The following is a 17347-nucleotide window of genomic DNA, read 5'->3' as shown; positions in this document are numbered from 1 at the left end:
GGTATGACCGAAACTCAGCAGAGCGGCTCGCTGGCCGGGCAGGCACTCGCCACGTGGCAGATGGTGATCGGCGACGCACGCCGGGATGCGTCGAGTGGTGAGTGGATCGACGTGGTCGATCCAGGACTCGGGCAGCCCTTCGCGCGGGTCCCCCAGGCCGCAGAGGCGGATGTCGACGACGCGGTCGCCGAGGCGCGGACTTCCTTCGACGACCTGCGCTGGCGGGGCTGGAGCGCGGACCGGCGCTCGCAGGTGCTGTGGCGGATCGCGGACCTGGTCGACCGGCACAGCGCGGAGCTGGCCGATCTCGAGACCCGGAACCAGGGGATGCCGCTCTCCTTCGCGTCGGCGCACGTGCTTCCGAGCGTTGCCCGGACCTTCCGCTACTACGCCGGAGCGGTCGAGCGGATCGAGGGTCGAGCAGTCGACCTGGCCGGACCAGGGACGCGGCGGTTCCACGCGTACACGCGCCGCGAGCCGATCGGCGTCGCCGGGATCATCGTGCCCTGGAACGGGCCACTTCTCTCCCTGTCCTGGAAGTTGGCTCCCGCGCTGGCCGCGGGCTGTTCGACGGTGGTCAAGCCGGCCGAGGAGACGCCGCTGACAGCCCTCCGCCTGGCCGAGCTCTGCCTGGAGGCCGGCCTGCCGCCTGGCGTCCTCAACGTCGTCACCGGTGTCGGAAGCCGGGCGGGCGCCGCCATCGCAGCCCACCCCGACATCGACAAGGTCTCGTTCACCGGCTCGACCGAGGTGGGCCGCTCGATCCTGCAGGCCGCCCAGGGCAACATGAAGAAGCTCACCCTCGAGCTCGGTGGCAAGTCCCCGGTGTTGGTCTTCGAGGACGCTGACCTCTCGGCGGCGATCCCTGGCGCCGCGACGGCGATCTTCAGCAACGCCGGTCAGATCTGTACGGCGGGCTCCCGCCTCCTGGTGCACGAGTCGGTGATCGAGGAGGTGGTGAGCGGGCTCGCCGTCGCCGCGGATGCCATCCGACTGGGCTACCGCACGGACGAGAGCGCACAGATCGGCCCGCTCATCTCGCAGCGTCAGCGGCAACGGGTCGACGGCTACGTCGCCCAGGGGCTCCGGGACGGCGCCGAGGTCGTCACCGGAGGTGCGGCGCCCGAGGGTGCCGGGTTCTTCTACCCGCCGACGGTCGTGACCGGCGTCCATCCGTCGATGTCCCTGGTCCGGGAGGAGATATTCGGTCCGATCGTCGCCGTGATGCCCTTCGCCGACGAGGCCGAAGCGGTCGCGCTGGCCAATGACACGCCGTACGGCCTGGCGGGAAGCGTGTGGACCGAGGACATCGACCGGGCGCATCGTGTCGCGGGACTGATCAGGGCCGGCCGCGTGGGGGTCAACGTCCACGCCTCGCCCGATGTCGCCATGCCGACGGGCGGCTTCAAGCAGTCCGGCTGGGGTCGTGAGCTCGGGCCGGACGGGCTGGAGCCGTATCTGGAGACCAAGTCCATCCTGGTCGCCGTGGACGCCTGACTGTCGCACGACCGCTCGGCTTCCGTGGGAGTCGTTCCACTGATACAGTGACTTGCTAGTTAACAAGCAACTAACAGAGGACCTTCGATGAGCGTCGACGTGGAGCGTCATGGCAAGACCCTTCTGGTGACCCTGAACCGACCCGATGCGCTCAATGCGCTCGACCTCGAGCACTTGGACTCCCTGCGGGGGGTTCTGTGCGAGTTGCGCGATGACCCGAGCCTGTTGACCGCCGTGGTCACCGGCTCGGGCCGGGCCTTCTGCGTCGGTACCGACCTCAAGGACGTGCCGCCCCCGACGGCATCTTTCGCGCAGGGCTACTTCTCGCCGCGCAAGGAGAGCATCGACGCCGGCGTGTACGTGCGAGCGCTGACGATCAGCAGCCTGAACCTCGGCAAGCCTCTGATCGCCGCGGTCAACGGCTACGCCATCGGAGGCGGCTTCGAGCTCGCTCTCGCGGCCGATCTCCGCGTGGCGAGCGAGACCGCGTCCTTCGGCATGCCTGAGGCGCGGTGGGCCAGTGTCCCCGGTGTCGGTGGGGTGTCCTACCTCCTGCGCTCGATGCCTCGCGCGGTGGCGATGAAGCTCATCCTGACCGGCGATCGGGTGGAGGCCGCAGACGCGCTGCGCCTCGGCTTGGTCAGCGACGTCCACGACGGCGCGGTGCTGGTGGACCGGGCGCTGGAGCTGGCAGCCAGGATCGAGGCCAACGGGCCGCTGGCGATCCAGGGACTCAAACTGGTGAGCGACCGGACCGAGGAGATGTCCCTGAGCCAGTCGATCGAGCTCGAACAACTCCTGTGGGGCCTGCTGCGTGACACCGACGATCGCCTCGAGGGCCGGCGCGCGTTCGTCGAGCGCCGCGAGCCGCAGTACGAGGGGCGATAGGGATGAGTGATCAGGCGATGACGAGGCGTGCCGAGCCGGAGTTGTTCGTCGTGGGGGACGACGGTGGCGTCCACCTGGTCGTGAGCAGATGCGCGCGGTGTGCGAGCCCGTGGTTCCCGGCGCGAGCCGTGTGCGGCTCCTGCGGCTCGGCCGAGGTCACGGCGGAGCGTGTCGGGCCGGAGGGGACGGTGTACGCCTCGACGATGGTCAGGATCGGGCCGCCGGCGTTCGAGACGCCGTATTGCCTGGCCTATCTCGATGTCGACGGCCTGCGGGTCCTCGCACCCGTCCAGGCGGAGGGCAGGTCGGCGTCGGGCTCCCTCGCGCCCGGCACGCCGGTCCGGCTGGTCGCCGGAGCGGTGGGCGACTCTGCTGTTCCGACCTACGTTGCGAGGCCACCGATCGACGGAGGTGACCACGATGCGTGAGGTGTGGATGTCCGGGGCCGCCTACGGTGGCTTCCGCAAGCGGCCCGGCGACGGCGCCGCCGAGCTCGCCGGGGAGGCGCTCCGGGCGCTGGTCCAGTCGACGGGCGTCGAACCCGACCGGATCGACGCCGCCTACGGCGCCACGACCTTCGGCGGCAGCCTCATGACCCAACGAGCCCTCCAGGGGATCGGTGTGTCGGGGCCGCCGATCTTCACGGTGGAGAACGCCTGCGCCGGCGGCGGCTCGGCCGTGCACCTGGCCTGGGTGGCGGTGGCGTCCGGGATGTCCGAGTGCGCCGTCGCCGTCGGTGCCGAGAACCTCAGCGACCTGGGCGGCGGCACCCTTCCGTTGAGCTCGCGGGACGTCGAGGTGGGAGTCGGCATGGTGATGCCGGCGGCGTACGCCATGCGGGCGCAGCGGTACCTGACCGACTTCGACGTGCCCGCCGACGTCCTGGACCTGGTCACGGTGAAGAACCGTCGCAACGGAGCGCTCAACCCCCGGGCCCACTTCCGGCAGGAGGTCGACATCGAGGACGTCCAAGCCTCGCGGGCGGTCGCCGATCCGCTGCGTCTGCTGCACTGCTGCCCGAACACCGACGGCGCGGCCGCCGCCCTGTTCTGCAGCGCCGAGGTCGCGCGTTCGCTGGTCGGACCGTCGATCAGAGTGGCGGGGAGCGCCGTGCGCTCCGGTGAGTTCCACAACCGCCACCGCGACATGACCTGGCCCGACATCACCGCCCGTACCTCGGCGGCGGCATACGAGATGGCCGGGCTCACGCCGGCGGACATCGATGTGGTCGAGCTCCACGATGCGTTCAGCATCTCCGAGCTCCTGCACACGGAGGCGCTCGGGCTCGCCGAACGAGGACGGGCCCATGTCCGTCTCCGAGAGGGCGAGTTCGCCCGCGACGGCGCCCTCCCGGTGAACCCGAGCGGGGGTCTCCTCTCGAGGGGACACCCGGTGGCCGCGACCGGCATCGCGCAGATCAACGAGCTCTACTGGCAGCTCACCGGCACAGCCGGCGACCTGCAGCTGCCCGGCCCGTCCGTCGGCCTGGCGCACGTCACCGGCGGCGGCATCTACGGCGTCGACAACGGAGCTTGCTCCATTCACATCCTGTGTGCGTAGTGAGCTCGATGAGCGGAGAGAGGTCGATCGTGACGATGGAGACAGGACTTCGACTCGTGGAGCTGGTCGGCGTGGGCACCGTCGCCGACCAGGTGGCCGAAGGGTTGCGCGAACGGGGATGGGACGTCCGGGCGTCCGCGGACACGGGGGCGGGCGACCTGTGTGGTGTGCTCGTCGACCCGGGGCTGCTGATCCCGGCAGGCGGCGGGGACGAGGCTGCCGACGTGGTGGAGCTGTTGCGCGGCGCTGTCGATCGCGCTCGGGCACGATTCCCCGCCACCGGTGGTCGGGTCGTGGTTCTCGTTTCACGTGACCTTCTCGGCGCGCCTGCCCGCACCGCAGTGGCGGCGGCCAGCGGCGCCCTCGTCTCCGCAGTGCGCAGCCTGGCGCTGGAACTGGGTCGATCAGGCATCACCGTCAACGTGGTCGTCGGCCTCACGGACGCCGGCGGCGACGATCAGGAAGACACCGTCGGCGCCCACGTCGAGTCGCTGCTGCCCTGGGACATCGAGTGCGACGACCTTGCCGCGGCCATCTCGTTCCTGCTGGACGAGCGCAGCGCCTACATCACCGGTCAGGTCCTGCAGTGCACCGGTGGAGCCAGCCTGCTGTCGAGCCTCAGTGCGTGACAGCGGTCGGGAAGGACCAGGAGGAGAGCACATGGAGCAGACGTCACGAGTCGCCGTGGTGACCGGCGCCGGATCCGGCATCGGTGCCGCGATCGCCCGCGAGTACGCCGCTGCGGGAGCGCAGGTGGTCGTCGCCGACCTGGACGGCGGCCGGGCGGACGCGGTGGCCGCGGAGATCCAGACGGCTGGGGGCCGCTCTGTCGCCGTCGAGATGGACGTGACCCGACGCGAGGGATTCCTCGCCACGTTCGCGGCCGCGCGGAGCGCCTTCGGCGGAGTGGATGTCCTGGTGAACAACGCCGGGACCGGCCAGAACGGAGGCATCCGCGGGCTGGACGACCAGACCTGGGAGCGGACGGTCGCCATCAACCTGAGCAGCGTCTACTACGGCTGTCAGCTGGCGGCGCAGGAGATGGTTCCCCGCCGTGCGGGGTCGATCATCAACATCGCCTCACGGGCGTGGCTCGGTTGGTACGGACAGTTCGCCTATGCGGCGACCAAGGGCGCGGTGGTCTCGGCCACCCGGTCCCTGGCGATCGAGCTGGCGAAGTACGGTGTCAGGGTCAACTGCATCGCGCCGGGGCTGATCGACACGCCCTTGATGCAGTCCCTCGACCAGCCGGTCAAGGACAAGCTCATGGAGGCCCAGCCGACCGGGACTCTGGGCACGCCGGAGGACGTGGCCTGGGCGGCGAGCTTCCTCGCCTCGCCGGCGGCGCGCGCCGTCACCGGCCAGACGCTGTACGTCTGCGGGGGCAAGAGCATCTACGCCAGGCCCGCGGCCCGGGGGAGGTGACCGGCCGATGCGCACCATCCTTCCCCTCTCCGTCCCGGACGGAGGTCTCCACGACACCCGCGAGCTGTCTCGCGAGGCAGAGGCGACGGGCTTCGATGCTGTCGCCATCAGCGAGATCAACTCCGACCCGATGCTCCAACTGACGCTCGCCGCCGAGGCCACCGACAGGATCGGCCTGATGACCAATATCGTCGTCGCCTTCGCGCGGAGCCCGATGACCTTGGCTCTGCAGGCGACCGCTCTGCAGGAGTACAGCGGCGGTCGGCTGACCCTCGGGCTCGGCAGCCAGGTGCGGCCGCACATCGAGCGGCGCTTCTCGATGCCGTGGAGCGCGCCTGCTCGCCGGATGGAGGAGTACGTGCGAGCCCTGCGCGCGATCTGGCACGCGTGGGAGACCGGGGAGCAGCTCCGATTCGACGGCGAGTTCTACACCCACACGCTGATGATCCCGGAGTATGCGCCGGCGGTGAGCCGACCGGCCCCGGAGATCCTCGTCGCCGCCGTCGGCCAGCGGATGACCGAGACGGCGGGCGCGGTCGCCGACGGTGTCATCATCCACCCCTTCACCACCGAGCGATTCCTGCGTGAGGTCACCGTGCCGGCGTTGCAGCGAGGCGCCGAGCGTGGTGCGCGCCCGGTCGGCGAGGTGAAGCTGGTGGCCGCGCCGTTCGTGGTGTCCGGCCTCCACGACGAGGAGATCGCCCGGTCGCGCGAGCTCGTGCGCCAGCGGATCGCCTTCTACGGCTCGACCCCCGCCTACCGTCCAGTACTGGATCTCCACGGCTGGGGCGAGCTCGGGGAGGAGCTCAATCGGATGTCCAAGACCGCCGACCCGCAGCGGTGGGAGCGCATGAGCTCGCTGGTCTCCGACGACATGGTCGCCACCTTCGCGGTCGAGGGCGCTCCCGAGCAGGTCGGTGCGCTGTTGTGGCAGCGGTTCGGCGATCTCGTCGATAGCCTCAGCATCAACCAGCGAGGCTTCGAGGATCCGCAGACGGTGCTGCACCTCACCGCAGCGATTCGCAACAACGGGCCGGCGAGTTGAGCCGCCCCGTGTCCTGGAGGGAGAGGGCATGACATCGGTGCTGGAGGGTGTGCGCATCATCGACGCGGGAACGGTCCTCGCCGTCCCCGCGATGACGGGGATCCTGGCGGACTTCGGTGCCGACGTCGTCAAGATCGAGCATCCGACCGCCGGCGATCCCGGTCGGCGCTACCCGCCGCACAGCGCGGAGGGCCAGTGCCTCACGAGCAAGGTCACCAATCGCAACAAGCGGTTCCTGGGCCTGGATCTCTCGCGGCCTGAGGGGCGTGAGGTGCTCCTCGACCTCGTGGCGGGCGCCGACGCGATCACCCTGAACTACCGGCTCTCGACACTGCGCAAGTGGGGGATCGACTACGAGGACCTGTCCCGGGTGAACCCGGGGATCGTCGTGCTGCACATGACCGGTTTCGGACGGACAGGGCCTTACGCAGACCGGCCTGCGTTCTCCCGCATCGTCGAGGCGTACAGCGGGCTGACCTATGCGACGGGTGATCGGGACGGCCGGCCGATGCCTGCCGGAGCGCCGATCGCCGACCATGTCGCAGGCGTGTACGGCGCGCTGTCCCTCATGCTGGCGCTGTTCCACCAACGCACGACAGGGCGCGGACAGCTCATCGACCTGAGCCTGGCCGAGTCGCTGATTCGGGTGCTGGACGGCTACTACGTCGGCTACGTCGAGACGGGCTATGTGCCGGAACGATCGGGTACGGCCAACCCGGTCATCGCGCCCCATGACACCTACGAGTTCGCCGACGGCGTGTGGGTGCAGCTGCCGTGCAGCACGCAGAACATGTTCGAGCGGTTGTGCTCGATCCTCGACCTCGGGCATCTGGTCGACGACTCCCGGTTCCGGACCAACGCGGAACGGGTGGCCCACCGTGAGTCGCTGGACGGCGAACTCGTTCCCCGGTTCGCGGCGATGTCGAGCGAGCGGTTCCTGGCGCTGGCCGACGAAGCCGGCATCGCGGCGGCTCGGGTCAACTCGGCCGCGGATCTCCTCGGCGACGAGCATGCCGTCGCGCGAGGCATCCTCGAAGAGGTGTACGACGAGAACCTGGGTCGTCTGCTGCAGATGCAGGCCGTGGTGCCGCGGCTCTCGGTCTCGCCCGGCGCCATCCGTTGGCCAGGTCGCGAGATGGGCCAGGACACCGACACGTTGCTCGCCGGACTCGGCTACGACGCCGAGCGCATCCGCGCCCTGCGCGACAGCGGAGTCGTCTGAGTCCTCGCCGCCCCGCCGGTGCGCCGGCCCTCCGCGTACGACGACAGGTCGTCCGTGCGCGGCAGCCTGCCCGCGCGCGGTCGCAGCAGGGCAAGTGCGGCCGGTGTCCCTTGTGACCCTTGACACAAGGCGCGGATCAGGTAAATTGTTGGCTGACAACCAAGTGTGATCTCAGTGAAAAGGAACCACCGGATGAGATCGAGAATCCGCCGCCTCGCGGCATCAGTGGGATCAGTCGTCATGGTCGCCGCACTCGCGACCGCCTGTGGCGGGACGGCGCAGTCGGACGGCGATGCCGGGAAGCCGGCCAAGGGCGGCACGCTGCGCGTGGCGTTGGCGGCCCAGCCGTCGTCGTTCAACCCCGTGCTCGGGAACTCGGGCAGTGCTGACTTCATCGTCCAGTACTCGATCTTCGACACGCTGACGGAGTTCAACTCCGAGACCGGCGAGGTCGACCCGCGGCTTGCCGAGTCGTGGACGTTCAGCGACCCGACGACCTTCGTGATGACGTTGCGCGCGGGCGCGGCGTTCCACGACGGGTCGCCCGTGGACGCCGAGGCCGTGGTCTGGTTCCTGAACCACGCCCGCGGGCCGGAGGGGGGCGGTGCCCAGGTCGACTTGGCCAAGGTCGAGTCGGCGGAGGCGACGGGCGAGCTCGAGGTCACCGTCCAGCTGACCGAGCCGTTCACGGGCCTGCCATGGGTCCTCTCCGGCCGCTCGGGGATGGTGATGTCCCGCGCCGCCTACGAGAAGGACCCGGAGGGCTTCGCCCAGCACCCGGTGGGAGCCGGACCCTACCGCTTCGTCAGCTACAAGAAGGGGGCCAAGATCGAGCTCGAGCGATTCGAGGACTACTGGAACCCCGACGGGATCTATCCGGACGCGGTCGAGTTCACGATCTTCCAGGAGCCGACGACGATCCTCAACGCCATCAAGAGCGGCGAGCAGAACCTGTCCTTCAGCGTCTCCCCGAAGGACGTCGCGCAGCTCGAGTCCGATCCGAGCGTGAACGTGACCACGGGCAGTTCGTACCTGTTGGACCAGATCCACATGAACCGCTCGAAGAAGCCGCTGAACGATCCACGGGTACGCCGGGCGCTCTCCCTCGCCCTGGACCGTGACGTCTTCGTCAAGGCCGCGACCTTCGGACTGGGCGAGCCCGGCTACCAGTTCTTCCCGGAGGACAGCCCTGCGGCCGCGCCGTCGATCGCCGTGGACAACGCCCCTGACCTCGACCAGGCTCGCTCGCTGATGGCGGAGGCTGGCTACGGCGACGGCGTCGGTCTCACGATGCTGACCCAGACCAGTGAGATCGAGGTACGCAAGGCGGAGGTTCTGCAGGCGCAGCTCGCCGAGATCGGCGTCGAGTTGGACATCCGACCGACCGAGTTGACCCAGGCCGTGGCGGAGATGTTCCAAGACCAGTCGGCGGATCTGTTCTTCGCCTACGGCGTCAGCCGCGCCGATGTCGGGGACACGATCAACGCCACCTTCGGCGCGGAAGCGTTGTACAACCTGCCGCACGAGGAGCACCCCGCGGTGATGGAGAAGCTGGCGGAGGCCAACGCGACCTCGGACATCGCCGAGCGCAACAAGCACCTGCAGGCCGCGGCCGAGGCGATCGCGGACGAGAGCCTGCTGCTGCCGGTGGCCTTCAACCCCTTCATCGCCGTCACGACCTCGTCGGTCCACGGAGTGCGGGTGGACGCGGTGCTCAAGCCGCGACTCGACGGCATCTGGATCGAGAACTGATCCCACGGACCCAGGGCGCCGGGGCGGTCGGCGGCGAGCCGCACCGACCGACCCGGCGCCTCCCGAGACACCACGAAGGAGTGTGGGCGGTCTTGCTTCGGACATGTGTGCAGCGAGCGGGTTCCATCGTGCTCACCCTCGTCTTGGCGACGGTGATCACCTTCGGCCTGCAAAAGCTCGTCCCGGGCGACCCGGCCCTGGCGATCGCGGGAGAGGACGCGACCGCGCAGCGGGTCGCCGAGATCCGGGCTGATCTCGGTCTCGACCGCCCTTTCGTGGTGCAATACCTCGACTGGCTTCGGGGAGCAGTGACCGGGGACCTCGGTACGACGATCCGCGGTGACGCCTCGGTCTGGGATCTCATCGGCCAGCGTCTGCCGGCCACCTTGACCCTCGCGGCAGTGGCACTGCTCTTCTCGATCATCATCGGTGTCGGCGCCGGCGTGGCGGCCGCCTTGCGGCACGGCTCGAAAGCCGACACCGCCGTCACCGCCGTCGCGACGCTGGGGGTCGCCGTACCGAACTTCTGGCTCGGGATGGTTATCGTCGTCGTGTTCGGCCTCACGCTGAACTGGCTCCCGGTGAGCGGCTATGCCCTGCCCTGGGAGGACTTCGCCGCGTGGGCACGACACGTGACCCTGCCGGCGATCGCGCTGGGCACCGCCGGAGCCGCCGAGATAGCGCGCCAGGTGCGCAGCGCCCTCGTCGAGGTGCTCCGGTCGGACTTCATCCGCACGCATCGGGCCAAGGGCCTGCCTCAGCGCGCGGTGGTGTGGCGCCACGCGATGAAGAACGCGAGCCTGCCGCTGGTGACCGTCGTCGGACTCCAGATCAGTCACCTGCTGGGCGGCACGGTCGTCATCGAGTCGGTGTTCGCCATCCCGGGCATCGGGAGCCTGATCGTCCAGTCGGCCAACCAACGGGACTACCCGGTGATCCAGGGCGTGGTGTTCGTGACCGCCCTGCTGATCATCCTCACCAACCTGGCCGTCGACCTCGTCTACCGCTATGTCGATCCACGGATCGGCGTCCGGCCGGCACGACGGGCCGGGCTGAGGCGAGCACAGCGAGGAGTCACGGTATGAGCGCGTCGACGAGTCGTGTCACCGGCGTGCCCGGGACCGGCGGCCTGCGCGCCGTACCGCTGCGACTGTGGCTGTGTCTGGCCGTGCTCGCCGTGCTCGCCTGCTGCGCGCTCCTCCCGAACGCGCTGGCACCCTATGACCCGAACGCCCAGGATCTCGGCAACATCCTCGACTCGCCGTCGAGCGCCCACTGGCTCGGGACCGACGACGTCGGCCGCGACGTCTTGAGCCGGCTCATCGCTGGTACGCGCACGTCGCTCGCAGCCGGCTTCATCGCCGTCGCGGTGTCGGTGCTGATCGGACTGCCGGTCGGTATCGTCGCCGGCTACTTCGGCGGCTGGGTCGATGCTGTGCTCATGCGGGGGGTGGACGCGGTCCTGTGCTTCCCGCCGCTGATCCTGGCCCTCGGTGTGGCGGCGGCGGCCGGCCCCGGACTGGTCAACTCGATGGCCGCCGTGGGCATCGTCCTCTCGCCGTCGTTGGCGAGACTGATCAGGGCGCAGGTGCTCGCCGTCAAGGAGCGGCCCTACGTCGAGGTCGCGCGGTCCTTCTCCTGCGGTCCGTTCCGTATCGTGTTCCGCCACATCCTGCCCAACGCCATGCAGCCGGTGCTGGTCCAGGCGGCCATCTTCCTGGGGGTGGCGCTCATCGCCGAGGCCATCTTGAGCTTCCTCGGCCTGGGTGTGCAGCCGCCGGCCGCGAGCTGGGGCTCCATGCTCTCGCGCGCCTTCGCGTTCATGCCACAGGCGCCGCGCCTGATGTTCCCGCCCGGCATCGCGATCGTGGTGACGGTGCTGGTCTTCAACATGATCAGCGACCTCGCCCAGGAACGATTCGACCCGCGTGCCCGGGATCGGCGCGCGTGAGGCCACCCAGATGAGGGAGTCCCCCATGAACGGCAGTGAAGCCGTCCCGCCGAGTGCGAGCCTTCCGGCCGCGCCGACTCTGCGGGTCGAGAACCTGAGCGTGTACCTCCGGTCGCCCGCAGGGGAGGTGCAGGTCGTCCGCGACGTCAGCTTCACCATCGGTGCGGGTGAGGCGGTGGGGATGGTGGGGGAGAGCGGCAGTGGCAAGTCGGTCACCGGTCTGGCGCTCATGCGGTTGCTCGACCCCGCCAAGACCCGTGTCGAGGGGCGGGCCTATCTCGGCGGGCGTGACATCCTCGCGCTTCCCGAGCGGGAGATGCGTGCCGTCCGCGGACGGGAGATGAGCATGGTGTTCCAGGAGTCAGCGACTGCCCTCGATCCGGTCTTCACCGTCGGGACGCAGCTGGTCGAGACGATCCGGGCGCACCGCGACGTGTCCGTGAAGCAGGCGCGGCTACGCGCGATCGAGCTCCTCGACGCGGTGGGCATCGCGATGCCAGCGCGACGTTTCGGCGAGTATCCACATCAGATGTCGGGTGGCATGAAGCAACGCGTCATGATCGCCATGGCCCTGGCCTGCGACCCGGACCTGATCATCGCGGACGAGCCCACCACCGCCGTGGACGTGACGATCCAAGCGCAGATCCTGGACCTGCTGGGACGGCTGAGCAGGGAGCGGGGCGTCGCGATCCTGTTCATCACCCACGATCTCGGTGTCGTCGCGGAGTTCTGCTCCCGTGCTCTCACGATGTACGCCGGAGAGGTGGTCGAAGTGGCGGACGTCGCTGGCCTCCTGGCCGCGCCGGCCCATCCGTACACCGCCGGTCTGATCCGCGCGATCCCGCGTGCCGATGACAAGGGCCGTGACCTCTACGAGATCCGTGGCACGGTTCCGTCGCCCACCGAGATGCCGGGTGGATGCAGGTTCCGGCCGCGGTGCGACCACGCCGGCGACGTCTGTGGCAACGAGCAGGCACTGGTGACCATCGCGTCCGAGCGCAAGGTCCGCTGCGTCCGGTCGTCCGAGATCGAGTTCGAGGGGGTCGGATGACTACCGCAGCCGAGGATGTTCCGTTGCTCGCCGCGCGCGATCTCCGGGTCGACTTCCGTGTCGGTGGTGAGCGACTGCGCGCCGTCGACGGCATCACCTTGGACGTCGCCAGGCGGGAGACGCTCGGGTTGGTGGGCGAGTCGGGGTCCGGCAAGTCGACCTTCGGGCGAGCGGTCATGGGTCTGGTTCCGCTGTCGGGCGGGCTTCTCACCTATGACGGTGTGGACCCCAGCGACCTGGGGCGTCGCGAGCGACGACAGCTGCAGGCCCGCTATCAGATGGTCTTCCAGGACTCGTCGGCCACGCTCAACCCCCGACGAACCGTGCTGGACAGCGTCATCGAGCCGCTGGTCGTCCATGGTCGCCTGTCGTCCCGGCAACGTCAGGCTCGAGCGGTGGAGCTGCTGGAGCGCGTCGGTCTCTCCGAGGCACACGGACGTCGCTACCCCCATCAACTCTCCGGCGGCCAGCGGCAGCGGGTCAGCATCGCCCGTGCGCTCGTGCTCGACCCCGAGCTTCTCGTGTGCGACGAGTCGGTGGCCTCGCTGGATGTCGCATTGCAGGCACAGGTCCTCAACCTCCTGAGCGCGCTTCAGCGGGAGCTCGGGCTCTCGTTCGTCTTCATCACCCACGACCTCGGGGTGGCCGGGCACATGTCGGACCGCCTGGCGGTGATGTACCTGGGCTCGCTCGTCGAGATCGGCCCCGCGGGCGCGGTCACTTGCGATCCCCGTCATCCGTACACCGCGGCGTTGCTCTCCGCCCAGCCGGAGCCGGTGGTGGGCGGCCGGTCACGGGAGCGGATCGTGCTCACGGGTGAGCTGCCCAGTCCGACCGACCCGCCCTCGGGCTGCCGCTTCCGCACTCGTTGCCCCATGGCCCAAGACCGCTGTGCCGAGCAGGCGCCGGAGTGGCGCGAGGTGGCGCCGGGGCATCGGGTGGCCTGTCATTTCGACTTTGACGGTCGATGGGACCTCGCCACGATCGGCACGAGAGCGTCGGTCGGCTCGGTCCCTCCTGGACCGCCGGTCGCTGCCAGTTGAGCGGACGAGAGTACTGTTGTCAGTACCAATCACGTTACTGAGGTACTCAATCTGCTGGGAGGAACCATGCCCGCTCGCCGCCTGATGGCGTCCGAGGAGACCGCCGACCTGCTCCGCCTGGCCCGCCAGCTCGCCACCGACGAGCTGCTGCCGCGCGCCGCCGAGGCGGAGGCGGCGGGCGTCTTCCCCCGCGAGGTGTTCCGGCTGCTCGGCCGCTCCGGCTTCCTCGGCCTGCCCTACCCGGAGGAGGTCGGGGGTGCCGGGCTGCCCTACGAGGTCTATCTGCAGGTGCTCGAGGAGATCGGCGCCGTCTGGTCGAGCGTCGGGGTCGGTGTCTCGGTGCACGCCCTGAGCTGCTTCGGCCTGGCCACCTTCGGCACCGACGAGCAGCGCGCGGCCTGGCTCCCCGAGATGCTGGGCGGCGAGCTGCTCGGTGCCTACTGCCTCTCCGAGGCCCATGCGGGATCCGACCCGGCGGCCATGCGGACCCGCGCCCGCCGCGACGGGGACGCCTATGTGATCGACGGCGCCAAGGCCTGGGTGACCCACGGGGGACAGGCCGACTTCTACAAGGTCATGGCGCGCACCGGCGACGGCCGCGGTGACATCTCCTGCTTCCTGGTCCGCGGCGGCACGCCCGGACTGAGCGCCGACCCGCCCGAGGACAAGATGGGCCTGATGGGCTCGACCACCGCGACCATGCGCTTCGAGGGGGTCCGGGTGCCCGTCGAGCAGCGCCTCGGCGACGAGGGTCAGGGCCTGCGGATCGCCCTGGCCGGCCTCGACGCGGGCCGGCTCGGCATCGCGGCCGTCGCGACCGGCCTGGCCCAGGGTGCCGTCGACCGCGCCGTGGCCTACGCCCAGCAGCGCGAGGCGTTCGGACAGCGGATCATCGACCACCAGGGCCTGGCGTTCGTCCTGGCTGACATGGAGGCGGCCGTCCAGTCCGCCCGCGCGACCATGCTGCACGCCGCCCGGCTCAAGGACCTCGGACTGCCGTTCTCCCGCGAGGCCTCGATCGCCAAGCTGGTCGCGACCGATGCCGCGATGAAGGTGACCACCGACGCCGTCCAGGTGCTCGGCGGCGCGGGCTACACCAAGGACTTCCCGGTCGAGCGCTACATGCGCGAGGCCAAGGTGATGCAGATCTTCGAGGGCACCAACCAGATCCAGCGGATGGTCATCGGCCGCTCGCTCGACCGCGAGTCCGGCGGCGCGATCGTCAGCGCCTGAGCCGCGGCCTCTCCGGGGCCCGAGCTGCGTCGTACCCGGCATTCGGGTCGGATCCGGGGCGGTCCGGCGACCCGGATGCAGGGTAGGACGTCCCTGGCCGGTCCCGGCACGCCCTAGGGTGGCGCCGTGAGCGACGCGGAGCTGCCCGAGCCGGTGGAGCGCCGGCTGCAGCGGCTGTGGGCCGAGGCGGCCGAGCGGGGCGGGCCGATGCCCAGCGAGATCGCGCTCGCGTCGTCGCTGGAGATCAGCCGGCCCGCCGTACGCGAGGCCCTGGTGCGGCTGGAGGAGCGCGGCTTCATCCATCGCCGCAAGGGTGCTGACACCGCGGTCAACAGCTCGCTGCTCGGCATCCCCGCGCGCTTCGAGCAGCGCCTCGAGAGCGCCGAGCTGATCGCCGCCATGGGCCGCACGCCGTCAGTGCGCGTGGTGTCGGCCGAGATCGGCGAGGTCACCTTCGACGAGGCCCGCGAGCACGACGTCTCGCCGCGCCAGTCCGTGTTGCGCACGACCAAGGTCTGGTCGGCTGACGACGAGCCGGTCCTCGTGGCCCGTGACGTGGTGCCGGTCCTGGCCCGGACCGACCCCGCCGGCCTCGACCCCGCGACGCCGATGCCCGAGCTGGCCCGGGTCTTGGTGGGCGAGCAGGTCGGCTGGGAGCTGGTGTGGCCCGGCGCCGACGGACTGTCCGAGGATGAGGCCGTCCTGACCGGCCGCCCGGTGGGCGAGCCGGCCATGACCCTCGACGCGACGGGGATCAGCCGGTCCGGCACGGTCTGCTACTGGACGCGCGAGCTGCACCTGCGCGGCGCCTTCCGCTACGCGCTGGTGCGCCGGGCCGACTGGTAGTCGCTACCTCTGCAGCCGCGTCGTCGTCTCCGACTCGGCGACCACCCGGCCCTCCCGGATCACCCACCGCGGCCGGGCGTGCTCGGTGAGCACGTCGCGCAGCCGGCCGTCGGGGTGGATGCAGAGGTTGGCCGGATTGCCCTCGCCGATCGCGTGGTCCGGTACGCCGAGCACGTCGGCCGCGCGCGTCGTGATCATGTCGAGCAGCAGCCGCTGGTCGGCGCCGGTGAGGAAGCGGAGCGTGTGGGCGGCCAGGAAGGCCACCTCCAGCATGCTGTGCCGGCCGAACGGGTAGTACGCGTCCTCGATGTCGTCCTGGCCGAGCGCGACCGGGATGCCGTCCTCGAGGAACTCCCGCACCGGCAGGTGCAGCGGGCCGGTGTGCGGGTCGGACACGAAGCCCAGGCCGGCCGCCTGGGAGAGGTCCATCAGTCGCTGCAGGGTGGGCTGCGGGTAGGTCGCCAGCGCCCGCGCGTGGCAGGCGACCCCGCGACCCTCCAGGCCGTGCTCGAGCATCGACTCGGCCAGCATCTGGGTGGTCCGCAGTCCCGGGTCGCCCGCGTCGTCGACCAGCATCGCCACGCGCCGGCCCTGCTCGGCCGCGAGCCGACAGGCCCAGGACACGTGCGCCTGCGCCTCGGCGTCGGTCATCTCGATCCAGGGGATCCCGCCCACGACGTCCGCGCCCATCCGCAGCGCCTCCTCGCACAGCTCGGCGGCGCCGGGGTCGCGGAGCAGCCCGTCCTGCGGGAAGGCCACGACCTGGAGGTCGAGCAGGTCCCGGTACTCCTCGCGCACGGCCAGCACTGCCTCCATCCCGACCAGCCGGGCGGTGGTGTCGACGTCGACGAACGCCTGGATGTGCAGCACCCCGTGCGCCACGGCCGCGTCGAGCGCGCGCCGGATGTTGGGCTCGAGCCAGTCCCGGTCGTACTGCCGCTTCACCTGGCTCGCCTCGCGCACGATCGAGCGCAGCGCGGCACCCATGTTGCCGGACGTGTACGCCGCCAGCGCGCCGTCGCCCGCGCGGTCCAGCGTGTGCACCTTCTCCAGGTGCATGTGCCCGTTGACGAAGGACTCGGTGACCAGGCCACCGCCGGCGTCGATGGTCCGTGCGGCTCGCGCGCCCTCCGGGGCCGTGGCGCCGACGTGGGCGTAGCGGCCGTCGCGGATCCCCAGGGCGACGGGGGATCCGTCGGCCAGGCGGGCGTCGGTGACGAGCAGGTCGTACGCCGCGCTCATGCCGCCGCCTCGAACGCGATGGACTCCTGCAGGGTGAGCCCGCGGCGCAGGGTGTTGCCGACCGGGCAGGTCTCGATGCCCTGCCGCAGGGCGTCCTGCTGGTCGGCGGTGAGGTCGCCGTGCACCGTGACCTCGGCGATGATCCGCGAGATCCGCAGCTCCCGCTCGCCGGGGTCGAGTGGGCCCGAGGTCGGTCGGTTGATCCGCAGCGAGAGCCGGATCTCGGCCCGGTCGTAGTCGAAGCCGTGCTGGCGGGCGACACCCCGCAGGGTGCCGGCCATGCAGCCGCCGAGGGCGGACAGCACGAGACCGAACGGGTTGGGCGCCGTACCGCCGCCCTCGAACTCGCGCGGTTCGTCGATGACGACGGTGTGCTCGCCGCCGACGACGGCGAGCGAGGCGAAGTCGGCCAGGCTGTGCACGACGACATCGCGGTTGGCCGACGCGTGGGTGGGTGCGGTCACGGTTCCTCCCGGGGTTGACGATTTGTCTGACAAGACAGTCGTCACCTGTCAGACAGGTGTCAAGGGCTCGGGGCGGGTCCGGCCACCGGCTCGTCAGGTGTCGACGAGCCGGGGCAGGCGTTCGGGTC

At 70.4% G+C, this 17347-nt stretch carries 17 protein-coding genes; 15 read left to right on the top strand and 2 right to left on the bottom strand.

Annotation, left to right across the window (positions count from 1 at the left end; translation table 11 throughout):
- Positions 1–3 precede the first annotated feature (3 nt).
- From RB608_RS15805 to RB608_RS15735, 15 genes are all read left to right on the top strand, one after another.
- Positions 4–1497, top strand: coding sequence for an aldehyde dehydrogenase family protein (locus tag RB608_RS15805; protein WP_308088994.1), 1494 nt, complete (start codon positions 4–6; stop codon positions 1495–1497).
- 87 nt (positions 1498–1584) lie between these two features.
- Entirely contained in the window at positions 1585–2385 is an 801-nt protein-coding gene (locus RB608_RS15800) for an enoyl-CoA hydratase/isomerase family protein (RefSeq protein ID WP_308088993.1), read from the top strand.
- A 2-nt stretch (positions 2386–2387) separates the two neighbouring features.
- Positions 2388–2813, top strand: a complete 426-nt coding sequence (locus RB608_RS15795; RefSeq protein WP_308088992.1) for an OB-fold domain-containing protein — start codon at positions 2388–2390, stop codon at positions 2811–2813.
- On the top strand, positions 2806–3945 hold the full coding sequence (locus tag RB608_RS15790) for a thiolase family protein (RefSeq protein WP_308088991.1): 1140 nt from the start codon (positions 2806–2808) through the stop codon (positions 3943–3945). The genes RB608_RS15795 and RB608_RS15790 overlap by 8 nt, the downstream gene beginning before the upstream one ends.
- Positions 3946–4001: 56 nt before the next feature.
- Positions 4002–4574 carry an SDR family oxidoreductase gene (locus RB608_RS15785; protein WP_308088990.1) on the top strand — a complete coding sequence of 191 codons (573 nt, stop codon included), beginning with the start codon at positions 4002–4004 and terminating at the stop codon, positions 4572–4574.
- Between the two features lie 31 nt (positions 4575–4605).
- The gene (locus RB608_RS15780; RefSeq protein ID WP_308088989.1) at positions 4606–5370 is read left to right on the top strand and encodes an SDR family NAD(P)-dependent oxidoreductase; all 765 of its coding nucleotides are present in this window, start codon (positions 4606–4608) and stop codon (positions 5368–5370) included.
- Between the two features lie 7 nt (positions 5371–5377).
- Positions 5378–6415, top strand: a complete 1038-nt coding sequence (locus RB608_RS15775) for a TIGR03617 family F420-dependent LLM class oxidoreductase (protein WP_308088988.1) — start codon at positions 5378–5380, stop codon at positions 6413–6415.
- A gap of 28 nt (positions 6416–6443) precedes the next feature.
- On the top strand, positions 6444–7637 hold the full coding sequence (locus RB608_RS15770) for a CaiB/BaiF CoA-transferase family protein (protein WP_308088987.1): 1194 nt from the start codon (positions 6444–6446) through the stop codon (positions 7635–7637).
- A gap of 240 nt (positions 7638–7877) precedes the next feature.
- Complete coding sequence (locus RB608_RS15765; protein ID WP_308088986.1) at positions 7878–9389, top strand: ABC transporter substrate-binding protein; 1512 nt, start codon at positions 7878–7880, stop codon at positions 9387–9389.
- 80 nt (positions 9390–9469) lie between these two features.
- Entirely contained in the window at positions 9470–10474 is a 1005-nt protein-coding gene (locus RB608_RS15760) for an ABC transporter permease (protein ID WP_308088985.1), read from the top strand.
- Positions 10471–11340, top strand: coding sequence for an ABC transporter permease (locus RB608_RS15755; protein WP_308088984.1), 870 nt, complete (start codon positions 10471–10473; stop codon positions 11338–11340). Before RB608_RS15760 ends, RB608_RS15755 begins: the two co-directional genes overlap by 4 nt.
- A gap of 25 nt (positions 11341–11365) precedes the next feature.
- Positions 11366–12391 carry an ABC transporter ATP-binding protein gene (locus RB608_RS15750; RefSeq protein WP_308088983.1) on the top strand — a complete coding sequence of 342 codons (1026 nt, stop codon included), beginning with the start codon at positions 11366–11368 and terminating at the stop codon, positions 12389–12391.
- A complete protein-coding gene (locus tag RB608_RS15745; RefSeq protein ID WP_308088982.1) occupies positions 12388–13434 on the top strand; it encodes an ABC transporter ATP-binding protein in 1047 nt (348 codons plus the stop codon). The genes RB608_RS15750 and RB608_RS15745 overlap by 4 nt, the downstream gene beginning before the upstream one ends.
- 66 nt (positions 13435–13500) lie before the next feature.
- Entirely contained in the window at positions 13501–14667 is a 1167-nt protein-coding gene (locus RB608_RS15740; RefSeq protein ID WP_308088980.1) for an acyl-CoA dehydrogenase family protein, read from the top strand.
- A 126-nt stretch (positions 14668–14793) separates the two neighbouring features.
- Positions 14794–15513: a GntR family transcriptional regulator gene (locus tag RB608_RS15735; RefSeq protein ID WP_308088979.1), complete on the top strand. Its 720-nt coding sequence runs from the start codon at positions 14794–14796 to the stop codon at positions 15511–15513.
- 3 nt (positions 15514–15516) lie between these two features.
- On the opposite strand, the gene RB608_RS15730 is transcribed toward RB608_RS15735, so the two are convergent.
- Both RB608_RS15730 and RB608_RS15725 read right to left on the bottom strand, forming a co-directional pair.
- On the bottom strand, positions 15517–16755 hold the full coding sequence (locus tag RB608_RS15730; protein ID WP_308088978.1) for an amidohydrolase family protein: 1239 nt from the start codon (positions 16753–16755) through the stop codon (positions 15517–15519).
- Positions 16752–17219 (bottom strand): OsmC family protein, encoded by a 468-nt coding sequence (locus RB608_RS15725; protein WP_308088977.1) that lies wholly within the window; start codon positions 17217–17219, stop codon positions 16752–16754. The genes RB608_RS15730 and RB608_RS15725 overlap by 4 nt, the downstream gene beginning before the upstream one ends.
- Positions 17220–17347: the final 128 nt, after the last annotated feature.

The sequence above is a fragment of the Nocardioides sp. LHD-245 genome, from assembly GCF_030929495.1.
Taxonomy (GTDB): domain Bacteria; phylum Actinomycetota; class Actinomycetes; order Propionibacteriales; family Nocardioidaceae; genus Nocardioides.
This window is presented reverse-complemented; position numbering and strand designations above follow the sequence as displayed.